The organism is Nocardioidaceae bacterium SCSIO 66511, from assembly GCA_023100825.1.
GTDB lineage: Bacteria > Actinomycetota > Actinomycetes > Propionibacteriales > Nocardioidaceae > Solicola.
Map to the genome: position 1 here is coordinate 2,820,900 of CP095846.1, position 20,339 is coordinate 2,841,238.

Below are 20,339 nucleotides of genomic sequence, written 5' to 3' on the forward strand. Positions count from 1 at the left end.
CTCACGTGTCGGCACTGGCCTTCTCGCGTGTCAGCGTTGTGGTTCTCGCGTGTCAGCGTCAGCGGGGGCGGGCGGCCCAGTACTCGAGGTTCGCTCGCCAGTCGCGGGTGATCTGGGCGAGCTCGGTGTCGAAAACGCGTCGGGCCGCGACATCTGTCGACGTACCGCCGAGCACCTGTCGGTAGAACTTCGTGACCGCGTCGTCTCCGTACGTCTCCCCCAGCATCCGAAAGGCCATCCAGGCCGACTCGTACGTCGCGCCGAGCCCCGCTGAGGCGGAGAAGTCGTCATCGGACGGCAGGGCATTCGGCGGGCCGTCCTTTCGTACGCGGGCCAGGATCTGCGATGCGCTGCGGATCGGCGACAACTCGTCGCGGCTCAGCGCGACGTAATCGGCGTAGCCCTCGGCTACCCACAGCGGCAGCACGGCCGTGGCCGCGTTCGTCGCCTCGTGTGTCGTCTCATGTGTGAGCACGATCTGCGTCGCACGCGCGTTCATCGGCGTGAAGACCTCGGGGTTGAGCACGACGGCCACCGGGCCGTTCGACGCGTTGGAGCCGTCGAGGGTGGTGGTGATCGCCGCGATCTGGTTCAGCCGCGACCGGCCACCGCCGATGATCGCGCTGCTCTGCGAGACCGTACGCGGCATCACGACGAACGCGTCGTGCTGCGGTTTGCCGTACACGCGGCGTACGTCGGCCATCGCGCGCTGCAGCATCGTCCGCATCCTCGGCTCGTTGGTGCCGCCGTCGACGCGTACGACGACCGAGTCGCCGGTACGTGTCACGTCGAGGGCTCCGACGAGCCACACCGGCATCGGGTCCTCCGTCGCAGCGGCACCCTCGACGCTGAGTCTGCTGTCGGCGCGTACATGCATCGCAACGGTCGCCGAGTCGGTGGCACGGGCCGGCAGACCCGACCGGGCTCCGGGAACCCACGACACCTCGACCTGGGCGGTGAACGTGCCGTCGTTGCGGGTATACGGCTGCTGCGCGGCCGTCGCCGGAGCAAGGCTCAGGTCGATGCTCTTGACGCCGAGGCGCTGCAGGTTGTCGTACGCCTGGGCGCCCCAGCTCCTCGCGGCCGAGGTGTTTCCCGCGGCCGCGATGAAGCGATTGCGATCGCCCTGTCGCCAGGCGCGTTCGAGCCGGTTGAGCGGTGCGCTCAGCTCCGAGGGGTCGGGTTCATCCGCGCTGGCGCCCAGCGCGGAGACAGGCCCCGGGTCGGCTGCCTGCGGGCTGGAATCACGCTGTTGCCAGACGATGAATCCGAGGATTATGACGGCGATGATGAGCAGCACCCAGATGTTGGCGCCACGCACCGTCCGGACGGTTGAGCTCACGAAAGAATTCTAGGTGCAGATAGCCCCTGCAACAGAACCGAAGAACGCCATTACGCCCTCGGGTGAGCGAACTCACCCGAGAGCGGCGTCGGGCAGGCTCAGGCGACCCGGCGGACGGCCGCGATCGGCATCACGCTGACGCCGGTGATCTCGACCGACGCGCCCGAATGCGGCGCGTGGATGAGCTGGCCGTTGCCGAGGTAGATGCCGACGTGGCTGATCGGGCTGTAGTAGAAGACCAGGTCTCCGGGCTGCATATCCGAGGTCGACACGGGTGTGCCCACACCGGCCTGCGAGCTCGATGAGCGCGGCAGCGAGATACCTGCCGAGGCGTACGCCCCGCTGGTCAGACCGGAGCAGTCCCACGAGTCGGGGCCGGTAGCGCCGTAGACGTACGGGTCACCGAGCTGGGCCTTGGCGAACTCGATCGCCTTCGCAGCGGCGCCACTCGCATCCGAGGTGTCGGTGGAGTCGTCGCCGGAGTCGACCGTGGGATCGCGGTCCTCGTCACGGCTCGGACCGTCTTCGTGGCCGTCGGCGGTGTTGAGGACCTCTTCGCGCTGCTCGGCTTCCAGCGTGTCGAGCAGGTCCTCCGCCGCATCTGCCTTCTTCTTGACGTCGGCCTTCTCGTCGGCCATCTTCTGCTTCGCGTCGTCGATCGAGTCGAGCTGCGCGGTGAGCTGCTTCTCTCGGCTGCCGAGCTCGGCCGAGGTCTTGGTGTAGTCGGCGAGCAGGTCGTTCTGGGTGGAGTTGTACGCCTGCATCGCGCCGAGGCCGTCGATGAACTTCTCGGGGTTGTCGCTGGTGAGCAACTCGCCGGTCGTGCCGAGCGGCGAGTCGGACGCGTCTGCGACGAGCGAGGCGGTCACGCGCTTCTTGACCTTGGCGAAGGCGGCCTTCTGGTCACGGACGTCCTTGCGGGTGGCCTTGAGGTCCTTGCGCGTATCGCCGATCTGATCGATGAGCTGGAGGTAGCGCTCATTGGCCTGCTCGGCCTCGTGATTCAGTCGCGAGACGCGGTCGCGCACCTCATCGATCGACGGATCGTCCGGAGCGGCGACACCTGCCGGAACGGCGGTGGAGAATCCTGCTGCGAGGGTGGCGCACACGACTACTGCGGCACGCCCCCGGTTGAACTTGCGCTGGCCAGTCCGCACGAGGGACGGTCCCCTTTCCTCGACGCCTACCGGGTGAGCTGACGGGTTCGGGCCAAGGACTGCCCTACAGCTTCTGCGAACAGAAACCGATTCACCCCACGTGCGTGGTTCCCCGGCTCCGGTACGAGACTTCCCTCCCGCACCGAACTAGGCGGCGCACCTGTGTCCTCCCTGGTGGAGAAAGTCTCACGTGGCACGCAAGCGCCTACTTTAGCGAGCGGGGCCAAGGAGATCAATTGCGTGTCGGCGCGTGTTACGGCGGCCCCGCGCGGCGTACGAACTGCTCACGCCGAGTCGGGTATGGACTCCTCCATCGCGGTCACGAGCCGCAGCGGCGGGACCAGCCCCGACGCGGACAACGTGTCGATCGCCTCGCGCTCCTCGTCGTCGATACGTACGCCCTGTGGCGGGCCGCCGAGCAGCACGGTGACGACGCAGTCGCCGCACGCGTCGCCGCGGACCAGGCAGCTGTCGCAGTCGATCGTGATCGAGTGCATGTCGTCGTTCATGGTTCCTCCGTCTCTGCCGGTCGTGGGGGAAGAACGCAACCGGCAACCTCGATGTGCACGCTAGAGACCGGCACTGACAACCCGGATCGAACGCGCGGTCACCGACCGGACAGCAGCTCCACCAGGGCCGCCGAAACCGCGGGCCGCCCGCCGACACGCCGGGCGTGCGCGGCCACCTCGGCATCGCTCGACACGACGATCACCGGACGCCCCTCCGGTTCGGCCGACACCAGCTGGGCGATCACATCGTCGGCGGTGACCCCCGAAGGGCTGAAACGCACGCGTACCCCCCGTGCGGCCGGCCGAGCGGCGGCAACATCGGCGCCGTCGAACACGACCGTCACCTCGACCGCGGTACGCGCGGCCAGGCCGCCGAGCTCGGTCACCAACCGCGAACGCTGCCGCTCCAGCGGCGTCTCGCCCCACGCCGACTTGCTGACGTTGTAGCCGTCGACGATGACGTGGGCACGTGGCAGCTCGAGCAACGAACGCAGCCGCTGCGCATCCGTGACCGTCGCATGTGCGTGAGCGCTCGCGGACTCGTCGTCGCCGGCCGGATCACCGACCAGGTCGGCAGGTAAGGCGTCCAACGGCGGAAGCGCCAGCTCGCGCCGCAAGCCCTGTGCCGCGTCGATCACAGTGTCGAGCAGCAACCGCGAGCGCATCGAACCCTGCGCCCGGTCTCCACGGGCCTGCCTGCGCAGGTCGCCGGCCTCTGCGACGGCGGCCTCGAGACGCTGGCGGAGCCTGCGTACCTCGGCGTCGTTCTCGTTCGCCCGCGTGCGTTCGTGATCCTTGACCTCATCGAGCTCTGCCTCGAGGCGATCGCGATCTGCCTCCGCAGTGCGAGCCCGAGTACGCGCATCTCCGAGCTTGCGCCGCAGGTCCGCGTTGTCGGCCTTCACCGAATCGAGCTCCTTGCGGTGCGCCGCACGAGCCGAGCGGAGCTCCTCCCGTGACTGCTCGACCTGACGAGCGAGGCGCTCGGCCTGGCCGGACTCCTCGACTGCGCTTGCCGCCGACGCCTCGCGATCGGCCTCGATGGTCTCGAGTGCCGCGTCGAGCGCACGCTGCCATCCGTCGACTCTGGTCAGGTACGCGATGGCCGCGACCTCGACCGGGTCGGTCGCCTCGACCGCGTCGGCCTCGATCGCATCCGCGACCGCTGCGTTGCCGCGCCGTACCTGCCCCGCGACGCGCTCGCGGAACCCGTCGTCGGTGGCGACTGCCGTCGCTATCGCCGTCGCCGCCAGCCGTGCGCGACGCGCCGGCGTGAAGCGGGCGACCTTGCGCAGCGAAGCCGGCACCTGCCGCGCCTCCAGCGACGACAGCGCATCGGACGTGAGCGCGACGACGCGGTGACGAACCGAGTCGGGCAACACGATCGCCTGCCCGTCCGTCGGCGTTGGATCTGCAGCCACGCGTTGCCTCCTCACGGTCGAGTGTCTTTTCCCGAGCTCCTACCCCGCCGCCGAGAGCCTCCTCCTACGAGCGTAATGCCCACGGCCGTTCCTCGGTGCGACACCGCGCGCCCGCCGCCGTGTCTCGACGGTTCTGTCAGTCGTCGGTCGTACGGTGCCAATATGACCGAGCCGACAGTGCGTGCGATCCAAGGCACCTTCGACGAGCTCGGCACTCCCCTGCGTGATGCGACATTCTGCGTCGTCGACCTCGAGACGACCGGAGGGTCGGCGGCGGGCGGCTCGGAGATCACGGAGTTCGGCGCCGTCAAGGTCCGCGGCGGCGAGGTGCTGTCGGAGTTCCAGACCCTGGTGCGCCCCCACTCCTCGATCCCTTCGTTCATCGCCGTCCTCACCGGCATCAACGACGCCATGGTCGCGTCGTCGCCGACCATCGACTCCGTGCTGCCGTCCTTCCTCGAGTTCGCCGAGGGCTGTGTGCTCGTCGCGCACAACGCTCCGTTCGACGTCGGCTTCCTGCGCCATTTCGCCGGCGAGCTCGGCCACACCTGGCCGGGGTTCGACGTGATCGACACGGCCAAGCTCGCGCGGCGCGTGCTCACTCGTGACGAGGCACCCAACTGCAAGCTCTCCACACTCGCGCGGATCTTCCAGGCGACCACGACTCCGAACCACCGTGCACTTGAAGACGCTCGCGCGACGGTCGACGTACTCCACTCCCTGATCGCCCGCCTCGGCAACGTCGGCGTGCACACCGTCGAAGAGCTGTCCACCTTCAGCAGCCGGGTCAGTACGACGCAGCGCCGCAAGCGTTACCTCGCCGACGGGTTGCCGCACGCGCCGGGCGTGTACCTCTTCCGCGATGCTCAAGACTCCGTGCTCTACGTCGGCACTTCCAAAGACATCGGCGCGCGCGTACGTTCGTACTTCACGTCGAGCGAGACCCGCAGCCGGATGGGCGAGATGGTCGGTCTCGCCGAGCGGGTCGAGGCGATCGAATGCGCGACGCCGCTGGAGGCGCAGGTACGCGAGCTGCGCCTCATCGCCGCGCACAAACCGCGCTACAACAAACGTTCGCGATTCCCCGAGCGCGCGATCTGGGTCAAGCTGACCCGGGAGCCGTGGCCACGGCTGTCGATGGTGCGCTCCGTCGGTGACGACGGCGCCGACTACATCGGCCCGTTCGGCAGCCGCCGCACGGCCGACAGCGCGGTCGCCGTGCTGCATGAGGCGTTCGGCATCCGACAGTGCAGCGGGCGGATGCCGAAGAACCCCGACCGGTCGCCGTGCGCCCTCGCCGAGATGGGCAGATGCCTGTCGCCCTGCGACCGGTCCGTCGGCGTCGCCGACTACGACAAGGAGGTCGCGCGCGTACGCGAGGCGATGCTGCGCGACCCGGCAGCGGTGATCGACGCGCTCGACGCGAAGATGGCACAACTGTCGCAGCAGACCCGTTTCGAGGACGCACAGCTACAACGCGACCGGCTGCGGTCGTTCCTTCGCGCGACGGCCCGCACCCAACGACTCACGGCGCTCACCGCCTGCCGCGATCTCGTCGCCGCTCGGCGCGACGACCTCGGCCGCTGGGAGGTGCACGTGGTGCGATACGGCCGGCTGTGTGCCGCGGGCGTCATCCCCGCAGGTGCCGACGCGCGCACCTGGGTCGACCAACTGCAGATCGGTGCCGAGACCGTGCTGCCAGGTCACGGGCCGGCACCCGCCGCCTCGACCGAGGAGACCGAACGAGTCCTGGCTTGGCTGGAGGGCGAGGGCACCCGTCTCATCGAGGTCGACGGCGAGTGGCAGTGCCCGGTACGCGGCGCGACGCGACACCTCGCCACGTACGACAACGTCGAGACCACTTCCGTCGTGCCGTTCGACGAGCGCAGGATGCCCCGCACGGTGCACCAGCCGACTCGTTGAGCGGCACGTACTACGCTCGTATCCCACCAGCACCAGCACCGCCAGGAGGCAGCGTGATCACTGCGATCGTGTTCATCAAGGCCGACGTCGCCGGCATCCCCGAGGTCGCCGAACGCATCGCGGCTCTCGACGGCGTCAGCGAGGTCTACTCGGTAACCGGCCACATCGACCTGATCGCCATGGTGCGCGTACGCCGGCACGAGGACATCGCGGCCGTCATCGCCGACAAGGTCAACAAGGTGCCCGGCGTCAGCTCGACCGAGACGCACATCGCGTTCCAGACGTTCTCCCGCCACGACCTCGAGTCGGCGTTCAGCATCGGCATCTGAGGCCGGCGTACGCGCCGACTCGTAGGCTCAGCCGGCCGCGATGCGCTGGGTGACCTTCGCCCATCGGTCGAGCACACCGCGAGCGGCGCCGCTGTCCAGCGACTCGCGGATGCGTTCGGCGGCTCCGCGCATGCGGTCGACCAGCGGACCGCTCATCGCATCGCGCGCGACCAGACCGGCCGCCGCGTTGAACACGACGGCATCGCGCACTGGACCCTGCTCTCCGGCGAGTACGCGGCGGAACACATCCGCGTTGTGCGCGGCGTCGCCACCGCGCAGCGCCTCAACCGGCGCACGTTCGACGCCGACGTCCTCCGGCGCGACCGACGCAGGCTCGACCGAACCACGAGCAACGACCCAGACCGTCGAGGTCGTCGACGTGGTGAGCTCGTCGAGCCCGTCGTCGCCGCGGAAGACCAGCGCGTCGACGCCGCGCCGGGCGAGAACGCCCGCCATCACCGGTGCGAGCCGTGCGTCGGCACACCCGACCGCGAGGGCATCGGGACGTGCGGGGTTCGTCAGCGGCCCCAGCAGGTTGAACGTCGTCGGCACACCGAGCTCCCCGCGTACCGGGATCGCGTAGCGCATCGACGGGTGGAAGACCGGAGCGAAACAGAACGTGATGCCGGCCTCGTCGGCGACCTCGGCGATGCGGTTCGGCGGAAGGTCGAGACGTACGCCGAGCGCCTCCAGTACGTCTGCGGACCCACTGGCACTCGACGCGGCGCGGTTGCCGTGCTTGACGACAACGGCGCCCGCACCGGCCATGGCAACCGCAGACATCGAGGAGATGTTCACCGTCTTCGCCCGGTCGCCACCGGTGCCGACGATGTCGACGATGCGACCCGGCACCGATAGCGGCTCGGCATGGTCGTACATCGCGGCGACGATGCCTTCTAGCTCATCGACAGTCTCACCCTTCGCTCGGAGCGCGACGACGAAACCGGCGATCTGCGCCGCGGTGGCGGCACCCGAGAAGATCTCGTCCATCGCCCATGCCGCGGCCGAGCGGTCCAGATCGCGGCCGTCGAGGAGCGTTCCGATGACCTCCGGCCACGTACGCGCTTGCGCGGGCATCGACTCAGGACGACGCCGGCAGCGTCTTGGCGCCCCGGACCAGGTCGATGACGGCTTCGGCCAGCAGGATCGGGTCGATCGGATGCGCGACGACCCCGTCGGCGAGCGACCACGTCGCGAGCCAAGCGTCCTGCTGGCGCCCGGTGATGACGAGCAGCGGCGGGCACCGATAGATCTCGGTCTTGAGCTGGCGGGCGATACCCATGCCACCGGCCGGAACGGCCTCGCCGTCGAGGATCGCGAGATCGATCTCGCCCGAGTCCATCGTCTTGATGACGACGGGTTCGGTCGCGCACTCGACGTATTCGAACGCCGGCAGGTCGGGATGCGGCCTCTTCCCCAGCGCGAGCGACACCTGCTGACGGGTGTCGGAGTCGTCGCTGTAGACGAGGACCTTCAGGGGTCGGGAGTCAGTACTGTCGGTCACGCCATCATCGTATGGGAAAGCACCATCGACACGGCATCCGCGCCCGCGTGAGCCGTACGCGCGACACGGGCCCGGGGGTGAGTGGAGATAGCCGAAACCCACGGTCCATAATGGCTCTCGTGGCGACAACATCCGCGATTCCGGCGTCCCGTTTGCACGGCCAGCCCAACCGGCCCTCGATGGTCACGGTTGGCACGATCGTGTGGCTCTCCAGTGAGCTGATGTTCTTCGCGGCCCTGTTCGCCGCGTACTTCACGATCCGTGGCGTCACACCTGAGTTGTGGGAGCTCGAGACCGCGAAGCTCAACGTGCCGTTCGCGACCGCCAACACCACCATTCTGGTGCTGTCGTCGGTCACCTGTCAGTGGGGCGTCTTCGCCGCCGAGCGCGGCCGCGTCGGCCGGGTCGGCAGCCTGCTCCAGGTCGGCAAGTGGGGCATGCGCGAGTGGTTCGTGCTCACCTATCTGATGGGTGCGGTCTTCGTCGCGGGCCAGGCCGTCGAGTACGTCGAGCTGATGCATGAGGGCGTGACCATCCCGTCCTCGCCGTACGGCAGCGTCTTCTACCTCACGACCGGCTTCCACGGCCTGCACGTCATCGGCGGCCTGATCGCTTTCGTGCTCGTGATCGGCCGTACGTTCCTCGCCCGCAAGTTCACCCATGAGCAGGCGATCAGCACGATCGTCGTCTCCTACTACTGGCACTTCGTCGACGTCGTGTGGATCGGGCTGTTCGCCACGATCTACCTGATTCAGTAACTGCCCACCAGGCAGCACAACTCCATCGCAGCTCCCCGCCCCATCAACTCGAGACGGAACGAGGTCCACCCCGTGCGGTTCTTGTCCACGCGTCGTCGGCACCGGATGGCCGGCCTCGTCGTGTTGCTGTTCGGCCTCATCGTTGCCGGCGGCGTCTACTACGCGGCTGCACCGCGTACGGCCGACGCCGAGACCGCCGACGCACAGAAGGTCGAAGCCGGTCGTCAACTGTTCCTCGTGAGCTGTGCAAGCTGCCACGGCAAGACCGGTGAGGGCCTCGGCACCAACGGTGACCGCAACTACGGGCCTCCCCTGGCAGGTGTCGGCGCCGCCGCGGTCGACTTCCAGGTCGGCACCGGCCGGATGCCCATGACCAACTCCGCTCCGCAGGCCCCGGCGAAGGAGCCGGTGTTCAACGACGAGGAGACCGAGCAGCTGGCCGCGTTCGTCGCATCGCTCGGCCCCGGCCCCGATGTCCCGGACGAGGAGTTCACCGACACCTCCGGTATCAGCGACGAGGAGCTCGCCGAAGGCGGCCAGTTCTTCCGTACGAACTGCACCGCGTGCCACAACTCCACAGGCGCCGGCGGTGCGCTGCCGAGCGGCCGGTACGCGCCGCCGCTGACCGACACGAGCGCGAAGCACATCTACGAAGCGATGGTCACCGGGCCACAGCAGATGCCGGTGTTCTCCGACGAGGTCATCACGCCCGAGCAGAAGCGCTCGATGATCGCCTACATCGAGGCGATGCGTGAAACACCGCAGGCAGGTATCGGCGGCGGCGGCTTCGGTCCGGTCTCCGACGGCGTCTTCGCTTGGCTGGTCGGCATCGGCGGCCTCGTGCTGGCCGCGACCTGGATCGCGACGCAGAGCGTGCGCTCGAAGCGGAAGAAGGCAGAGGCATGAGCGGGGACGACGGCATGAGCAGCGAGCTCGAACCACGCGGCGAAGAGCCTCGCAAGGACATCGACCCGGCAGACCCCGCCGACCCGATGGCCAACCCCGGCCTTCCAGAGCACCAGTGGCGTCCGACCGATGTCGACCCGGCGCAGGAGCGTCGTGCCGAGCGTCAGGTCGCCGGGATGTTCGGCCTGGCGAGTCTGCTGGCGCTCGCGTTCTGCGTCTGCTACTTCGCGGTCCCGCTCGACACCACGACGACCTTCCTCGGCTTCACCGCCCAGAACTTCGCCCTCGGTGTCACCCTCGGCGGCGCGCTGCTGCTGATCGGCCTCGGCGCGATCCAGTGGGCAAAGAAGCTGATGGCCGACCACGAGATCATCGAGATGCGCCACCCCGCACGGTCCTCCGATGAGGACCGCGAGGAGACGCTCGCGATGTTCAACGACGGTGTCAACGAGTCCGGCTTCGGCCGCCGTCCGCTGATCCGCAACAGCCTGTTCGGCGCTCTCGGCGTACTCGGGCTCCCCGCGATCGTGATGCTGCGCGATCTCGGCCCGCTGCCGGGCGACGATCAGTTCAAGACGGTGTGGACCAAGGGCATGCGCATCGCCAACGACGTCTCCGGTCAGCCGATCCGGCCGTCCCAGGTCGAGGAGGGCCAGCTCACCAACGCCGAGCCGGAGATCCTGTTCGAGACCGACGAGCACGGCGAGCCGGTGATCCACGGATCCGAAGCGCTCGCGGTCAAGGCCAAGGCAGCCGTGATCCTGGTGCGGATGCCCCCAGAAGACGTCACCGCGCCCAAGGGCCGCGAGAACTGGGACATCGACGGCATCCTGTGCTACTCCAAGATCTGCACGCACGTCGGCTGCCCGATCAGCCTGTACGAGCAGCAGACCCACCACGTGCTCTGCCCGTGCCATCAGTCGACGTTCGACCTGGCCGACGGCGGCAAGGTCATCTTCGGCCCGGCACACCGGGCCTTGCCCCAGCTACAGCTCGGGGTCGATGATGAGGGATACCTGATCGCAATGGGCGACTTCGAAGACGTTGTCGGGCCGAGCTTCCCCGAGATCCACCAGGAACCGTGATGAGTGCCACCACCGAAGGATCCGACCGCATTCAGGACACCGGCGTCGGCAAGAAGGCAGCCGGCCCGGTCCAGTGGCTCGATGACCGACTCGGCCTGGCCGGGGTCGCCAAGGGTCAGCTCCGCAAGATCTTCCCCGACCACTGGTCGTTCATGCTCGGCGAGATCGCCCTGTGGAGCTTCGTCGTACTGCTGCTGTCGGGAGTCTTCCTGACGCTGTGGTTCGACCCGACGATGACCGAGACCGTCTACCACGGGTCGTACGCTCCGCTGCGCGGCATCGAGATGTCGGCCGCGTACGAGTCGACGCTGCACATCTCGTTCGACATCCGCGGCGGCCTGCTGATGCGCCAGATCCATCACTGGGCGGCTGCTCTGTTCGTCGCCGCGATGATCGTGCACATGCTCCGGGTGTTCTTCACCGGTGCGTACCGCCGCCCGCGCGAGCTGAACTGGCTGATCGGCATCGGCCTGCTCTCCCTCGGTCTGGTCGAGGGCTTCGCCGGCTACTCGCTTCCCGACGACCTGCTCTCCGGTACGGGCCTGCGGTTCGTCGACGGGTTGATTCGATCGATCCCGATCGTCGGCTCGTACCTCGAGTTCTTCATCTTCGGCGGCGAATTCCCCGGCGATGTCCTCATCCCGCGCCTCTACATGGTGCACATCTTGTTGGTGCCGGCGCTGTTGCTCGGGCTGATCGGCGCGCACATGCTGCTGCTCGTGTACCACAAGCACACCCAGTGGCCGGGCGCCGGCAAGACCGAGAAGAACGTCGTCGGTTACCCGCTGCTGCCGGTGTACGCCGCGAAGGCGGGCGGCTTCTTCTTCATCGTCTTCGGCGCGACCGCGCTGATGGGCGCGCTGTTCCAGATCAACCCGGTGTGGAACTACGGTCCGTACGACCCATCGCAGGTGACCGCCGGCTCCCAGCCGGACTGGTACATGGGTTGGGTCGAGGGCGCGGTGCGCATCATGCCCAACTGGGAGTCGACGATCTTCGGCTGGACGTTCAGCTGGAACGTGTTCCTACCCGCAGTGCTGCTGATGGGCCTGCTGTTCACGGTGCTCGCGCTGTATCCGTTCGTGGAGCAGTGGGTCACCGGCGACAAGCGCGAGCATCACCTGCTCGAGCGTCCGCGCAACAACCCGACGCGTACGGCGCTCGGTGTCGCGGGTATGACCTGCTACGGCGTGTTCTGGATCGCGGGCGGCAACGACATCATCGCCGTCGTCTTCCATCTCGACATCTTCGCGATCACCTGGTTCTGCCGGATCATGGTGTTCGTCGGCCCCGTGATCGCGTTCCTGGTGACCAAGCGCATCTGCATCGGTCTGCAACGCCAGGACGTCGAGCGGGTGCTGCACGGTTACGAGACGGGCATCATCGAGCGCTCCCCCGACGGCGCCTACTCCGAGCGCCACGCGCCGCTCGATCCCGAGCACGTGTACGAGCTCACGGCGCACAACCGCCCGCAGGTGCGCGAGCTACCCGAAGACGTCGACGAGAACGGCGTACACGCGCCGAACTCGCGCATCGAGAAGGTACGCGCCCGGCTGTCGCGGTTCTTCCACGGCTCCGACATCGCCAAGCCGACCCGCGAGGAGCTCGAGGAAGCCAACGAGCACCACGGTGCGCATGGCGAGATCGAGCCGGTCGACGACGAGTTCGGCGGCGTCAGCGAGACGGGTATCCCCCGCCAGCACTGATCGGTTGGCACTAGGACGCGGCTATCGCCTCACTGAGGCGGTAGCCGCGTCCGCGTACCGACTCGACAGTGACGGGTACGCGCGCGCGGCGTAGATGCGCACGCAACCGCTTGACCGCGCTCGTGACCGCCGATCGGTCGCCGACGAAGTCGCGGTCCCAGACGGCGCGGGTCAGGGATGCGAACGTCCACACCCGGCCGGGGTCCTCCGCGAGCCGGGTGAGCAGATCGAACTCCCGGGCGCTGATCGTGAACTCCACGCCGTCCCATGTAGCCAACCTGCAGTCGACGTCGAGCAGCAGCGCGCCGAAGTGCACCTGCCGTCGTAGCCGGCCCTCGGTCGTCGCCGCCTCCGGCGAGCTGGAGTGTTTCGGCCGTTCCTCCGCGGCCGCGAGCACTGCCCGCGCCTGCTCGCGGGAGGTGACCACAACCGCGGGCGTCTCCCGACCGAGCCGACCCAGCACCCGTGCACATTCGTCGCTCGGAAGTCCGACCATGATGACCAATGCGCCGTCGTCCACGCTTGCTCCCTCGTCGACGCAAGCCCCCTGTCGGCGTGCGCCTTGCATTGATGCTTACCCCGTCGCCCCCGAGGTATGCCTCGATTCTGCCCTTGATCTGCCCGCGAGGTGATCTTGTTGCAGAGAGCAACTGCCGCGAGGCTCTCCTCACACGCTCACTACTGAGCGTGATCGGATCATCGCAGCGGCCACGATCTGGCCGCTCGTCTCGAAGGGGGCTCCCACCGTGGCGCACCGTTATCGCCGCATCCGCCGTCTCGGCTACACATTCATCTCCGCTCTACTCCTCTTTCCGCTACTCGTGCTCACGCCGATGGCGGCGAGCGCGTCACCACCGGCATCAGATAAGGCGCCGATCGCGAAGTCGGTGCGCACCGCTCTCGCCGACGACGGTCGCGCTCCGATGGTGATCGAGTTCGAGCAGACCGCCGACCTGAGCGCGGCTGCCTCGCTCGACAACTGGAACCGTCGTGGAGCGGCGGTCGTCAAGGCCTTACGTACGACCGCGCGTACCAGCCAGCATGATGTCGCCGCCGACCTGCAGGCACGCGGTGTCGCATTCGACTCGTACTGGGTGAACAACACGATCATCGTCAAGGGCGGCACCACCAAACTCGCTAATGCGGCGGCGGCCGACTCGAACGTCAAAGCCATCCGCTCCCCCGAGGTCGTCCGGCTGCCGAAACCGACCCCGGCCAAGGCCAAGGCGCAGGTGCAGTCCGTCGAGTGGGGCATCGCGAACATCAAGGCCGATCAGGTGTGGGACACCTACGGTGACCGCGGCGAGGGCATCGTCGTCGCCAGCATCGACAGCGGCGTGCAGTACGACCACCCCGCACTGGTCGAGAAGTATCGCGGCAACCTCGGCGGCGGCGAGTTCGACCACTCGTACAACTTCTTCGACCCGTCACAGGTGTGCGAAGGCGAAGAGCCCTGTGATCTCAACGGTCACGGCACGCACACCATGGGCACCATGGTCGGCGGCGACGGCGGCGAGAACCAGATCGGGGTCGCACCCAATGCGACCTGGATCGCTGCCATGGGCTGTGAGTCGCGCACCTGCAGCGAGGCCGCGTTGTCCGCATCCGCCCAGTGGGTACTGGCACCAACGGATCTCAACAACGAGAACCCGGATCCTGCCAAGCGTCCGAACCTCGTCAACAACTCTTGGGGCGGCCCCGGCGGCGACGAGTGGTACCGCGACTACGTGACCTCATGGATCGCGGCCGGGATGTTCCCCGTGTTCTCCAACGGCAATGAGGGATCGGCCTGCGAGACGACCGGCTCGCCCGGCGACTACGTCGAGTCGTACTCGGTCGGCAACTACGACATCGACGGCAACATCAGCAGCACCTCCAGCCGTGGAGCGGCGCCGGACGGCGAGACCAAACCGAACATCTCGGCACCGGGCACGAACGTACGCTCGAGCGTGCCGGGCGACGTGTACGACTCCTACTCCGGCACGTCGATGGCCGCCCCGCACCTGTCGGGTTCGGTGGCACTGCTCTGGTCTGCCGCCCCGGCGCTCGTCGGCGACATTGACGCCACGCGCGCGTTGCTCGACGACACCGCCCGAGACAAGGCCGACGACCAATGTGGCGGCACCGAGGACGACAACAACGTCTACGGTGAAGGCCAGCTCGACGCGCTCGCACTCATCGACCAGGCTCCCGTCGGTGAGGCGGGCACCCTGACCGGCACGGTGACCGATGGGGCCTCCGGCGATCCGCTCGCGGACGCCACCGTCTCGGCGTCCGACGACTCGTCGACCCGTACGGTCACCACCGACGACGACGGCACCTACTCGATCCGGCTGAGCGAGGGTACGTACAACGTCTCCGCCTCGCTGTTCGGGTACGGCACGAGCGAGCTGTCCGATGTCGCGATCGTCGGCGGCGAGACCACGACCACCGACATCGCCCTCGATCCGGCCGAGTCCGCCTCGCTCTCGGGAACCGTTCGAGACGACTCGGGCCACGGGTGGCCGTTGTACGCGAAACTCAGCGTCAAGGACACCCCGGTGACGGCGTACAGCAACCCGGAGACGGGTCGCTACGACCTCGACCTGCCGAAGGGCGGAACGTACACGGTCGAAGTAGACCCGGTGCTCGATGGATATCCCAACCTGACAGAAGAGCTGACGATCGGCGACGACACTGCACACCAGTTCGCGATGAAGGTCGACCCCGCGTGCACCGCTCCCGGCTACGAGCCAGCGTACGACGGTCTACACGAGACCTTCGACGACCCTGCCGGTCCCGATGGTTGGACGGTGACCTCCGCCGTCGAGGACGGCGCGACGTGGGCATTCGACGACCCGGGCGGCCGCGGCAACCTCACCGGCGGGGAGGACGGCTTCGCCATCGTCGACAGCGATCTCGCCGGATCGGGCACGAGCCAAGACACCACGCTCACCTCGCCGGCCATCGACCTCAGCGGTCACGAGAATCCCGTCCTGAGCTTCGCCACCGACTTCTACCAACTCGGTGACGACAACGTTGCCGACGTCGAGGTCTCCGTCGACGGTGGGCAGACCTGGTCCAACGTCTGGTCGAAGGCCGAGCCCGTACGCGGGCCCGACACCGAGTTGGTCGAGCTGCCCGACGCTGCCGGCAAGTCGGCCGTCCAGGTCCGCTTCCACTACGTCGGATCCTACGACTGGTGGTGGCAGGTCGACGACGTACTCGTCGGCACTGCGCGCTGCGAGCCGGTACGCGGCGGACTGGTGCTCGGCAATGTGACGAACACCTTCGACGGTAAGCCCGTCAACGATGCGACCGTGACCAGCGACGACGCGCCCACCGACACGGCGACGACGGTCGCGACGCCGGACGACGACCAGGTCGCCGACGGCTTCTACTACCTGTTCTCGTCGGTGACGGGGTCCCATCCGTTCACCGCGACATCCGGGGAGTACGCGCCGTCCACCTCCACGGTCAAGGTGCAGCCGGACTACACACGTCGTGCGGACTTCGCGCTCGGTGCCGGACACCTGAGCGTGACTCCGAAGCAGCTGAAGGGTTCGGCGAGGCTCGGCACCTCGGTCAAGCGCAAGCTGAAGCTCACCAACGACGGCGACCAGCCCGTGAAGTACGAGCTGACCGAACGCGACAACGGCTTCGAGATCCTCGGCGTCGACGGCGATCGCGACACCAAGCGCGAGATCGCGGTCATGCGCGGTGCGCCGTTACGACGAGTACCCGCCGACGTGTCGAAGCTGGCGAACGGGGCGAGCAAGCGTACGGGCACCGCCGCCGGAGTCCATGACGAGCCGTGGCTCGATCTGCCCAACCTGCCCACCACCCTGATGGACAACGTCGCCGGATACCAGGACGGCAAGGTATATACGTTCGGTGGCACCCCGGATGGCACGGGAGCAGTTGCCGACTCCTACGTCTACGACCCGACGGCGAAGTCCTGGGATTCGATCGCACCGATGCCGCAGGCGCGGCAGATGCCCGCGTCGGCGTTCATCGGCGGGAACTACGTCGTGACAGGCGGTTGGGGCGAGGGAGGCGACCCGGTCGCCGACACCGCGATCTACGATCCTTCGACCGACAGTTGGTCGCAGGGCGCGCCGAACCCGGATCCCTGGGCGGCCTCGGGCACAGCGGTGCTCGACGGTGTGCTGTACGCCGTCGGCGGCTGTGCTGACACATGTGGCTCGAGCACCGTGATGGCCTACGATGCTGCGGCCGACAGCTGGACGCAGCTGCCCGACTATCCCGAGTCGACAGCATGGATCGCCTGCGGAGGCGTCGCGGGCAAGGTGATCTGTGCCGGGGGCACCAGCTCCAGCTCGGAGTCGACCTCGACCTACGCATACTCACCCTCGACGAAGGAGTGGACGCGTCAGGCCGACCTTCCCGCGGATATGTGGGCGAGCTCGTACGCGGCGGTCGGCGGCCAGCTGATCGTCAGCGGCGGAGCCGTGCAGGGGTCTTCGGCCATCACGAACGAGTCGTACGCGTACCAGCCCGACACCGACGAGTGGGTGACGATGCCGCGGTCCAACAATGCGTTGTATCGCGGCGCCGGCACCTGCGGGTTCTTCAAGATCGGCGGTTCGCTCGGCAACTTCGACTCGACCGACCTCGCCGAGGAGCTGCCGGGCTACACCGACTGCGGCAAACCTGCAGACGTCGGTTGGCTCAAGGAGAAGCCGCGTCAGGGCACGGTAGCTGCCGGTGAATCGGTGACCGTGACGGTCACCCTCGATGCCGACCAGGTAACCCAGCCCGGTACGTACCGGGCGAACCTCGGCATCGTCGAGAACACGCCGTTCACGGTTGCACCCGCCAAGGTGCGGCTGACGGCGACGCCTCCACCATCGTGGGGCAAGCTGCTCGGGGTCGTACGTACCAAGCCCTGCGAAGGAAAGGGCGGGCCGCTCGTGGGAGCGACCGTCGACATCAGCCGCGGACAGCGGTCGTGGACCTTCACCACCGGCGACGACGGCAAGTACGCGCTGTGGCTGAAGGCACCGAAGAAGGCGCTGGAGGTCATCGCCGCGAAGGACGGGTTCCGTCCGAAGCACCGAAGTGTGCGGGTGCGAGCCGGTAAGCGAACCACGGCGAACTTCCGCCTACCGCAACGGGGGTGCTGAGCGTCCACAAAGGACGGTGCGGCCGTCGCAGCCCGAAGGCTGCGGCAGCCGCACCGTTTGCGGTTCAGTCGTTATCGCCTCACTCTGATCGTCGTGGTCTTCGTTGCGCCCTTCGTCGAGGACGAACCCTGGTAGACCAGCTTGATCTTGTGCTTGCCCTGGCCGAGTCGCTTCAGCTTGATCTTCGCCGACCCGTTCGCCTTGAGCTTGGCGCCGCCTACCTTGCGCTTGCCGTCCCGGGCAACGACCTTGCCCTTCGCGGCGACACCGCCTCCTGAGGTCACTCGCAGCGACACAGTCGCCCGGGTGTTCGGCGTTATCCGATTGGGGGTGACCTTCACCTTGGTGATCTTGGCCTTCGCCTTCGTGACTCGCACCGTGACCTTGCCGGTAGCGGTGCCGCCATGGTTGTCGTCGACGGTGTACTCGAACGACGTCTTGCCGGTGAAGTTGCGTTTCGGCATGAAGCGGACCGCTGACCCGTCACCGAGCGGCGTCACGGTGTTGCCGTGCCGCTTGCCGTAGGTGTACGCCAGTGCGTCCCCGTCCGGGTCATTCGCCTTGAGCTTGATCACCTTCGACGTATTCGCCTTCGTCTTCGCCTTGACGTTCTTCGCCGTCGCCGCTCGGTTCGAGAAGTTCATCTCGACCGTCGAGTTCAGCGGAGTGTCGGCCGACGAGCCTCCGACGCTGACGGTGAAATCACCATCGGGCAGTGCCCACTCGCCGTCGGCCCACTTGGTCAGGTCGTCGGCGTCGTCGGGTACGAAGTAGGAGAACGGATGGTTCGAGCTGGACGGATCGAGCGTCACGCTCACGCGTTTACTCTCCCCCGGATCGAGCGCCGTCTTCTCGAAGCCCACCAACCGCTTCGAGGGCTCGTGCGCCGACTTCGGCAGGGTGAGATAGACCTGGGAGGCCTCCTTACCCGCCATGTCGCCGGTGTTCGTCACGGTGTACCGAACCCGTAGCGCCGGATGCGAGTTCGCACCCTTGACGGTGCTCGCGGACAGATCCGAGTATTCGTACGTCGTGTACGACAATCCGAATCCGAACGGGAACAGCGGTTCCGTGTCCGTCGCCTGATACCACCGGTAGCCCATCTTCAGACCCTCGGTGTATCGGACCACACGCTGCGGTTCACCTGGAATGGGATCGCGCCCGTAGCCGCCGGGCGTACCCGTCTGCTCCTCGGACCCCGGGTACTGCTCGTTGCGCTGATAGGCAGCCTCGCGATCGGTCTTGCCGATCGTCATGGGCAGCTTGCCGGAGAAGTTGGTCGCGCCGAAGATCGCGTCGGCGACAACGTTGCCGTCCTCCTGACCGGGGAACCACGCCTCCATCAGGGTGTGAGCGTCGTCGACCCATGGCATGTTCACCTGGCCCTCGGTCTTGATCACCACAACGGTGTTCGGGTTCGCCGCGAGGATCCGCGGGATCAGTTGTTGCTGGTTGGTCCCGTTGACCGACGGCAGGTCCAGATCGGCCACCTCGTTCGGAGCACCGGACGCGTTACCGCCGGGGTTCTCCTCTTGCAGGTTGCCGTTCTTGTCCCATGTCTCGCGCGGAGTATCGCCGATCATCAAGACGGTGGCATCGGAGTCGGCCGCCAGCGCGTCGGCATCCGCGATCGTGTCACCGTCGTTGTATGTCACGGTGGCATTGCTGCCCGCGTCCTCGAGTGCGTTCTCCAAGCCTTCCTGCGGAGTGACCTGGTACGGCTCGACGACACTGACATTGGCCAGTCGGTTTCCGCTGCGCGGCGGCAGAGCCGCCTCGCCGGCGAACCAGTCGGCACCGATCAGCGCGATCGACTCGACCGCGTTCGGGTTGAGCGGCAACAGATCCTGGTCGTTCTTCAGCAGCACCAGGCTCTCCGCTGCGGCCTCCTTGGACAGCTGGGCGTGCTCGCCCTCCGGCGTCAGGTTGATCTGGTCCCACCCGAACTTGTCGTGCGGATCATCGAAGTCGCCGAACTCGAACATCTTGATGTATCGGGGGCGCAGCAGATCGTCAATGCTTCCCTCACTGATCTCGCCCGAGACGATGGCGGCCTTGATGAGCTCGGGCGTGTACCACTCAGGCGTCTCGTCGAGCTCAACGTCCACGCCTGCCAGCACCGACGGCACCGTGCTCTGTTGCGCACGGCGGTCCGAGAACACGTACCCGTCGAATCCCCAGTTCTGCCGCAGCGTCTGCTGCAGCAATGGCGAGCTGTCGCAGTTGTAACTGAAGTTGACGTGCGGGTACGCGCACATCACCGATGCCGGGTCGGCATCGGTGACGGCCATCTCGAACGGCAACAGATAGAGCTCGTGCATGGCCCGCGACGGCACTCGGTTCGCCGACGTCCAGCGCTCGAACTGATACTCCGATTCGTTGGCCACAAAGTGCTTGATCGTGGCCTGGCTGACACCACTTGCTTGAATACCCTTGACGATCTCCGATGCCATAGCGCCGGTCAGGTAGGGATCCTCACTGAAGTACTCCTGGTTTCGGCCGCCGTACGGCGTCCTGATCAGGTTCATACCCGGGCCCCAGAGGACATGATGCGCCCAGGCCCGTAGTATTGG

The 20,339-nt window shown here is 67.3% G+C and carries 15 protein-coding genes and 1 riboswitch; of the genes, 7 read left to right on the forward strand and 8 right to left on the reverse strand.

Annotated features, from left to right (window positions below; all coding sequences use genetic code 11):
- Positions 1 to 58: 58 nt before the first annotated feature.
- The 4 genes from MU582_13235 to MU582_13250 form a co-directional block, all read right to left on the reverse strand.
- Positions 59 to 1,342, reverse strand: coding sequence for a hypothetical protein (locus tag MU582_13235; protein UPK73400.1), 1,284 nt, complete (start codon positions 1,340 to 1,342; stop codon positions 59 to 61).
- 98 nt (positions 1,343 to 1,440) lie between these two features.
- Positions 1,441 to 2,499, reverse strand: coding sequence for an NlpC/P60 family protein (locus tag MU582_13240; protein UPK73401.1), 1,059 nt, complete (start codon positions 2,497 to 2,499; stop codon positions 1,441 to 1,443).
- 8 nt (positions 2,500 to 2,507) lie between these two features.
- Positions 2,508 to 2,663, reverse strand: a riboswitch (cyclic di-AMP (ydaO/yuaA leader).
- A 120-nt stretch (positions 2,664 to 2,783) separates the two neighbouring features.
- Positions 2,784 to 3,008: a hypothetical protein gene (locus MU582_13245; protein UPK73402.1), complete on the reverse strand. Its 225-nt coding sequence runs from the start codon at positions 3,006 to 3,008 to the stop codon at positions 2,784 to 2,786.
- A 98-nt stretch (positions 3,009 to 3,106) separates the two neighbouring features.
- Positions 3,107 to 4,429: an NYN domain-containing protein gene (locus MU582_13250; protein UPK73403.1), complete on the reverse strand. Its 1,323-nt coding sequence runs from the start codon at positions 4,427 to 4,429 to the stop codon at positions 3,107 to 3,109.
- Between the two features lie 162 nt (positions 4,430 to 4,591).
- Here MU582_13250 and MU582_13255 point away from each other — a divergent pair, with 162 nt between their 5' ends.
- Together MU582_13255 and MU582_13260 are read left to right on the forward strand one after the other, a co-directional pair.
- Positions 4,592 to 6,352, forward strand: a complete 1,761-nt coding sequence (locus MU582_13255; GenBank protein ID UPK73404.1) for a DEDD exonuclease domain-containing protein — start codon at positions 4,592 to 4,594, stop codon at positions 6,350 to 6,352.
- A 53-nt stretch (positions 6,353 to 6,405) separates the two neighbouring features.
- Positions 6,406 to 6,681: an Lrp/AsnC ligand binding domain-containing protein gene (locus MU582_13260; protein ID UPK73405.1), complete on the forward strand. Its 276-nt coding sequence runs from the start codon at positions 6,406 to 6,408 to the stop codon at positions 6,679 to 6,681.
- A 27-nt stretch (positions 6,682 to 6,708) separates the two neighbouring features.
- Here the strand turns inward: MU582_13260 and trpD are convergent, their stop codons facing one another.
- Positions 6,709 to 7,758, reverse strand: coding sequence for an anthranilate phosphoribosyltransferase (trpD, locus tag MU582_13265; GenBank protein ID UPK73406.1), 1,050 nt, complete (start codon positions 7,756 to 7,758; stop codon positions 6,709 to 6,711).
- A 4-nt stretch (positions 7,759 to 7,762) separates the two neighbouring features.
- Positions 7,763 to 8,185, reverse strand: a complete 423-nt coding sequence (locus tag MU582_13270) for a hypothetical protein (protein UPK73407.1) — start codon at positions 8,183 to 8,185, stop codon at positions 7,763 to 7,765.
- 179 nt (positions 8,186 to 8,364) lie between these two features.
- On the opposite strand from MU582_13270, the gene MU582_13275 reads away from it, so the two are divergent.
- The 4 genes from MU582_13275 (at position 8,365) to MU582_13290 (ending at position 12,640) form a co-directional block, all read left to right on the forward strand.
- A complete protein-coding gene (locus tag MU582_13275; protein ID UPK77171.1) occupies positions 8,365 to 8,943 on the forward strand; it encodes a heme-copper oxidase subunit III in 579 nt (192 codons plus the stop codon).
- A gap of 72 nt (positions 8,944 to 9,015) precedes the next feature.
- Entirely contained in the window at positions 9,016 to 9,849 is an 834-nt protein-coding gene (locus MU582_13280; GenBank protein UPK73408.1) for a cytochrome c, read from the forward strand.
- Entirely contained in the window at positions 9,846 to 10,934 is a 1,089-nt protein-coding gene (locus MU582_13285) for a Rieske 2Fe-2S domain-containing protein (protein UPK73409.1), read from the forward strand. Before MU582_13280 ends, MU582_13285 begins: the two co-directional genes overlap by 4 nt.
- Positions 10,934 to 12,640: a ubiquinol-cytochrome c reductase cytochrome b subunit gene (locus MU582_13290; GenBank protein UPK73410.1), complete on the forward strand. Its 1,707-nt coding sequence runs from the start codon at positions 10,934 to 10,936 to the stop codon at positions 12,638 to 12,640. Before MU582_13285 ends, MU582_13290 begins: the two co-directional genes overlap by 1 nt.
- Positions 12,641 to 12,650: 10 nt before the next feature.
- Here the strand turns inward: MU582_13290 and MU582_13295 are convergent, their stop codons facing one another.
- Complete coding sequence (locus MU582_13295) at positions 12,651 to 13,160, reverse strand: winged helix-turn-helix domain-containing protein (GenBank protein ID UPK73411.1); 510 nt, start codon at positions 13,158 to 13,160, stop codon at positions 12,651 to 12,653.
- Positions 13,161 to 13,386: 226 nt separating this feature from the next.
- Between MU582_13295 and MU582_13300 the strand changes: the two genes are divergently transcribed.
- A complete protein-coding gene (locus tag MU582_13300) occupies positions 13,387 to 17,766 on the forward strand; it encodes a S8 family serine peptidase (GenBank protein ID UPK73412.1) in 4,380 nt (1,459 codons plus the stop codon).
- Between the two features lie 71 nt (positions 17,767 to 17,837).
- Here MU582_13300 and MU582_13305 read toward each other — a convergent pair whose 3' ends face one another.
- Positions 17,838 to 20,294, reverse strand: a complete 2,457-nt coding sequence (locus MU582_13305; GenBank protein UPK73413.1) for a glycoside hydrolase family 3 C-terminal domain-containing protein — start codon at positions 20,292 to 20,294, stop codon at positions 17,838 to 17,840.
- Positions 20,295 to 20,339 lie beyond the last annotated feature (45 nt).

Bases quoted from the DNA above. Each gene is read 5' to 3' on its own strand.
- MU582_13290 (UPK73410.1), top strand. From the start codon at position 10,934: ATGAGTGCCACCACCGAAGGATCCGACCGCATTCAGGACACCGGCGTC.
- MU582_13275 (UPK77171.1), top strand. From the start codon at position 8,365: ATGGTCACGGTTGGCACGATCGTGTGGCTCTCCAGTGAGCTGATGTTC.
- MU582_13255 (UPK73404.1), top strand. From the start codon at position 4,592: ATGACCGAGCCGACAGTGCGTGCGATCCAAGGCACCTTCGACGAGCTC.
- MU582_13305 (UPK73413.1), bottom strand. From the start codon at position 20,294: ATGAACCTGATCAGGACGCCGTACGGCGGCCGAAACCAGGAGTACTTC.
- trpD (UPK73406.1), bottom strand. From the start codon at position 7,758: ATGCCCGCGCAAGCGCGTACGTGGCCGGAGGTCATCGGAACGCTCCTC.
- MU582_13285 (UPK73409.1), top strand. From the start codon at position 9,846: ATGAGCGGGGACGACGGCATGAGCAGCGAGCTCGAACCACGCGGCGAA.
- MU582_13245 (UPK73402.1), bottom strand. From the start codon at position 3,008: ATGAACGACGACATGCACTCGATCACGATCGACTGCGACAGCTGCCTG.